Genomic DNA, 4,554 nt, shown 5'->3' with positions numbered 1-4,554 from the left:
CCCCTCCCAGCACATCAAAATGCGAATTAGCCATAGAAGCGGGCACCGACATGGTGGCGTTTCGTAATCTAGATAAAATGGCTACCTTTGCCCTCACATAAGACCGAGAGGTCATCGGGGTGTAGCGCAGTCCGGTTAGCGTATCTGCTTTGGGAGCAGAGGGTCGCGAGTTCGAATCTCGCCACCCCGACAAAAAATGAGAGCGATGAGGAGATCTTTTTCTCTTCATCGCTCTCTTGCTTTATCTTGGTGGTGTCTCCTACCTGCCCATACGGGTGGAGGGGTTGAGCACCTCGCGGTGGCTGTAGGGCTGCTCCTCAGGGCGGTGGAGGGCGGAGCCGACAGGCTTCTCCTCCGCCGGCAGGCTCTCCTCGTCATCGTCCATATAGCAGATGACATCGCCCTTGCGGACCATGGCGCCCTGGTCAGCGACCACCTCGCGGATACGCCCGCCGACAAGGGCAGTCACCGGCTCGCGGTAGCCACCTGAGGGGCAGATCTCGCAGAGGCAGCTCCCGCGACGGTAGGCGGTGCCGACCTGTGGTGCAGCGGATCCCTCCTCGAGATTGATCTCCCAGAGGATCTGACCACTCGCAGGGGCGGTGACAGCCGTCCAAGCGGCACGCTTCAGCGCCCGAACCTCCTCCGGGGTGGTGCCGCGGAGGGCGGCGCGCTCGGCACGCTTCTGCTCCAGGTCCTCGAGGAATCGCTCCTTGGCAACGCCGGAGCGGTAGTCGCGGTACTGCGGCTCGTGCATGGCGAGCTCAAAGAGCTCCTCGTCGTCCTCGCCGTAGTCCCAGCCCTCCTCGTCCATCATCCTGCGGAAGCGATCGAGGTCGTCGGGGTAATTGGTCTGCGGGTCAGCATCGGTAAAGGCGAGCCCCTTCTCCTCCGCAAGCGTGCGCAGCTCCTCCGCCACGGGGCCGGGGACGCGGCCATTCTTCCCGAGGATCATGCCCCACGCCTTCTCATCGATCGCCTGCCACCGCTCACCCCCTCGCTCCATATTGAAGACGTTCATGAGGGCAATGTTCTTGGTGTACTGGCTGTAGGGGGTGACGAGAGGCGGGTAGCCGAGCTTCGGCCAGATGTGCGCCACCTCATCGAAGAGCTTCACCATCAGATCGTCGATGGAGATCTCCGGCTCGCCCTTCTGTCGATGGAACATATTGATTGCCTCGTGGATGCCCTGCAGGTCGGACATCATCGAGCCCATCATCCCTCCGGGGAGCCCGCAGCCGATGAGGAGCGAGGAGCACTGGAGATTTTGCTCATTGATGTAGTAGCCGAGGAAGTCGTCCACAAACTCCTGCGTGAGCGTGCGGACCTGCATATAGGCCTTCATATTGATCTCCGGCACCTCAAAGCCGTCCGCCCTCAGCATCTCCCGGATGGTGATCACGTCGGGGTGGATCTTACCCCACGACAATGGCTCCACAGCGGTGTCGAGGATGTCCACCCCGGCGCGTGCCGCCTCGAGCATTGATGCGACGGAGAATCCGGGACCGATGTGACCGTGGTACTCGATCACGATGTCGGGGTGTGCCTCCTTGATCCGTCGGACGATCTGACCGATGACTGTCGGTCGACCGATGCCGGCCATATCCTTGAGACAGATCTCCTCCGCCCCCGCCTCGATGAGTGTGTCGGCGAGAGTGGCGTAGTAGTCTACCGTGTGGACGGGCGAGTGGGTGATGCAGAGCGTGCCCTGTGGGGTCATCCCCGCCTCCTTGGCGTACCGGATCGAGGGGATGACGTTGCGGGGGTCGTTGAGCCCGTCAAAGATGCGGGTAATGTCGACTCCCTGGGCGTGCTTCACCTTGTACATCAGCCGCCGCACATCTGATGGGCAGGGGTACATCCGGAGGGCGTTGAGTGCCCGGTCGAGCATATGGGTCTTGATCCCCGCCTCACGGAAGGGCTTGGTAAAGGTCCGGACAGCTTGGTTGGGGTTTTCTCCGGCGAGTAGCTGGACCTGCTCAAAGGCGCCTCCATTCGTCTCCACTCGGGAGAAGCAGTCCATATCGATGATCGCCGGGGCGACCCGCTCCAGCTGGTGGGCGAGGGGCTGATACTTCCCCGAGCTCTGGAACATGTCTCGGTAGACGAGACTAAATTGTATCGGTTTCCTTTTTTTTTGTCATAAAAAGAGGTGGAGTTACTACAGCTTACGTGCGGCGAGGTCGCTCAGGTGGGACCGCTCACCGTGAATGAGGTTGACGTGTGCAAAGCAGTCCTCACCGCGCATCCGCTCGATCATGTAGGCGAGGCCGTTGCTCCTGCTGTCGAGGTAGGGGGAGTCGATCTGCTGCACGTCTCCGGTGAAGATCATACGGGCGTGGTCACCGGCGCGGGTGATGATGGTCTTGATCTCCTGGGGTGTGAGGTTTTGCGCCTCGTCGACGATGAAGATCACATCGCCGAGACTACGGCCACGGATGTAGGCAAGTGCCTCGACCACTAAGCGCTCATCGCCCAGCATGGCATCGATCTCCTGTGCAGCGGCGGACCCGGTGCCGAGCTGTGACTTGATCACATTGAGATTGTCGAAGAGCGGCTGCATGTAGGGCATGATCTTCTGCTTATAGTCCCCCGGGAGGAAGCCGATGTCCTTGTCGGCAAGGGAGACGATCGGTCGGGCGAGGAGGATCTGGCGGTAGTCCTCGGCCTGTGCGAGGGCGGCGGCGAGGGCAAGGAGCGTCTTACCCGTACCGGCGGTACCGGTGAGGGCGACGAGAGAGAGGGACTGGTCCATCAGCACATCGAGGGCGAGCGCCTGCTCCGCATTGCGCGGGGTGATGCCGAAGTAGCTCTTCTTCTCCACCGTGCGGATGGTCTTTGCCTCGTTGTCTACGCGACAGAGTGCGGAGGAGTTGGGTGCCTTGAGGACAAAAGTCTGATTGGGTACCACGGTGACCGGCAGGGAGAGCTCCTCCACGGGGACACCCTTGCCACCGGCGACGTAGAGACTGTCCACGGCGCTGTCATCGGCGATCTCTATCTCGTGCTGCTCGGGCCGATTGGGGTCCTCTTGCCGGATCTTGTCGGTCGTGTAGTCCTCCGCCTCGAGCCCAAGGGAGAGAGCCTTGAGCCGCATATTGACATCCTTGCTCACGAGCACCGTCTCCTCACCGGGATGCTCGTCCATCAGCGTCAGTGCTGTGGAGATGATCCGGTGATCCTTGATGTCCTCCCCAAAGGCAGCCTGCACCTTGGGGTGGTGCTGTCCCTCGGTGAGGATATAGACGCGCCCGCCGTCGTCATTGACCGAGATGCCCTTGGTGATGAAGTCGTGGAGCTTGCTCCCCTTGTCCTTCGTGTCCTCCTCCGTCTCCTTCTCGATCGCCTTGTCGACGATGCGGGTAAAGGCGCGCGCATTGTAGTTGATCTGCTCGTAGCCTTTCTTAAACTTATCCACCTCCTCGAGGACGGCGATGGGGATGTAGACGTTGTTTTCCTGGAAATTCTTCACACACTGGTAGTCGTGAAGGATCACGTTGGTATCGAGTACAAAATTCTTCTTAGCCATAGTAGTTCGGTTGAGTTAGTGTTTCCTTTGACACAAATGTAGCGAAAGAGATACAAATGTATCTTTGCCCGTCGTGGCTTAGGAGAAGAATTGCTCGAGTGCGGAGCGGGTGATGCCGACGGAGGAGAAGCCGCCGTCGTGGTAGAGATTTTGCATCGTCACCTTACGTGTCAGGTCGGAGAAGAGCGAGACGCAGTAGTCCGCACAGTCGTCCGCATCGGCATTGCCGAGGGGCGACATCCGGTCGGCAAAGAGGCGCAGCTGCTTCATCCCCTCGATCCCCTCACCGGCAGTGGTCGCCGTAGGCGACTGGGAGATCGTATTGATACGCACGTGGCGCGCCTCGCCGTAGATCAGTCCGAAGCTCCGGGTGATCGACTCGAGCATCGCCTTGGCATCCGCCATATCATTGTAGTCGACAAAGGAGCGCTGCGCCGCAATGTAGGTGAGCGCCACCACCGAGCCCCACTCGCTGATCGCATCGAGTCTCTTGGCGACTGAGAGCATCTTGTGGAAGGACACCGCAGAGATGTCGAGGGTCTTCTCGTAATTCTTGTAGTTAAGCTCCTCGTAGGGGATCCGCTTGCGGATGTTGGGGCTCATACCTATCGAGTGGAGTACAAAGTCGATCGTCCCGCCCAGTTGCTCCATCGCCTGCGTGAAGACCTGCTCCAGCTCCTCGACCGAAGTGGCGTCCGCCGGGATGACGATACTCCCGGTCTCCTCAGCCAGCCTATCAAGTGTGCCGAAGCGCAGGGCTGCGGCAGTATTTGAGAGGGCGAGTGTGGCGCCCTCCTCATGGCAGCGCTGAGCCACTTTCCAGGCGATGGACTTCTCGTTGAGTGCCCCAAAGATGATCCCCCTCTTCCCCTTTAGCAATCCGTACGACATACTTTGTTTCTATAGCTTTTGTGAAACGACTCAACAAAGTTAAGGATAAAGCGCTACAAGACACTCTGCCGGCAAAAGTCGGCACCGGGGAGGTCTACTTTGTAGAGACCTTTGCATAATACCCCATCTGCGGC

Annotated in this window: 3 protein-coding genes and 1 tRNA gene; 1 reads left to right on the top strand and 3 read right to left on the bottom strand. The window is 59.8% G+C overall.

Annotation, left to right across the window (positions count from 1 at the left end):
* The first annotated feature begins 115 nt into the window (after window positions 1-115).
* Window positions 116-190 (top strand) — tRNA-Pro (locus HMPREF2890_RS02615).
* A gap of 69 nt (window positions 191-259) precedes the next feature.
* On the opposite strand, the gene HMPREF2890_RS02610 is transcribed toward HMPREF2890_RS02615, so the two are convergent.
* The 3 genes from HMPREF2890_RS02610 to HMPREF2890_RS02600 form a co-directional block, all read right to left on the bottom strand.
* The gene (locus HMPREF2890_RS02610; RefSeq protein ID WP_070464899.1) at window positions 260-2,095 is read right to left on the bottom strand and encodes an oxaloacetate decarboxylase; all 1,836 of its coding nucleotides are present in this window, start codon (window positions 2,093-2,095) and stop codon (window positions 260-262) included.
* A gap of 66 nt (window positions 2,096-2,161) precedes the next feature.
* A complete protein-coding gene (locus HMPREF2890_RS02605; protein WP_070464896.1) occupies window positions 2,162-3,529 on the bottom strand; it encodes a PhoH family protein in 1,368 nt (455 codons plus the stop codon).
* A gap of 78 nt (window positions 3,530-3,607) precedes the next feature.
* Complete coding sequence (locus HMPREF2890_RS02600) at window positions 3,608-4,420, bottom strand: enoyl-ACP reductase FabI (protein WP_070464893.1); 813 nt, start codon at window positions 4,418-4,420, stop codon at window positions 3,608-3,610.
* Between the last annotated feature and the right edge of the window lie 134 nt (window positions 4,421-4,554).

Origin of the sequence: Porphyromonas sp. HMSC065F10, assembly GCF_001808555.1 — a bacterium.
GTDB lineage: Bacteria > Bacteroidota > Bacteroidia > Bacteroidales > Porphyromonadaceae > Porphyromonas_A.
The sequence above is the reverse complement of the archived record's forward strand: the minus strand, read 5'-3'. Positions and strand labels throughout refer to the sequence as shown.

Excerpts from the sequence above, each read along its gene's own strand:
- HMPREF2890_RS02610 (WP_070464899.1), bottom strand. The coding sequence starts at position 2,095 with ATGTTCCAGAGCTCGGGGAAGTATCAGCCCCTCGCCCACCAGCTGGAG.
- HMPREF2890_RS02605 (WP_070464896.1), bottom strand. The coding sequence starts at position 3,529 with ATGGCTAAGAAGAATTTTGTACTCGATACCAACGTGATCCTTCACGAC.
- HMPREF2890_RS02600 (WP_070464893.1), bottom strand. The coding sequence starts at position 4,420 with ATGTCGTACGGATTGCTAAAGGGGAAGAGGGGGATCATCTTTGGGGCA.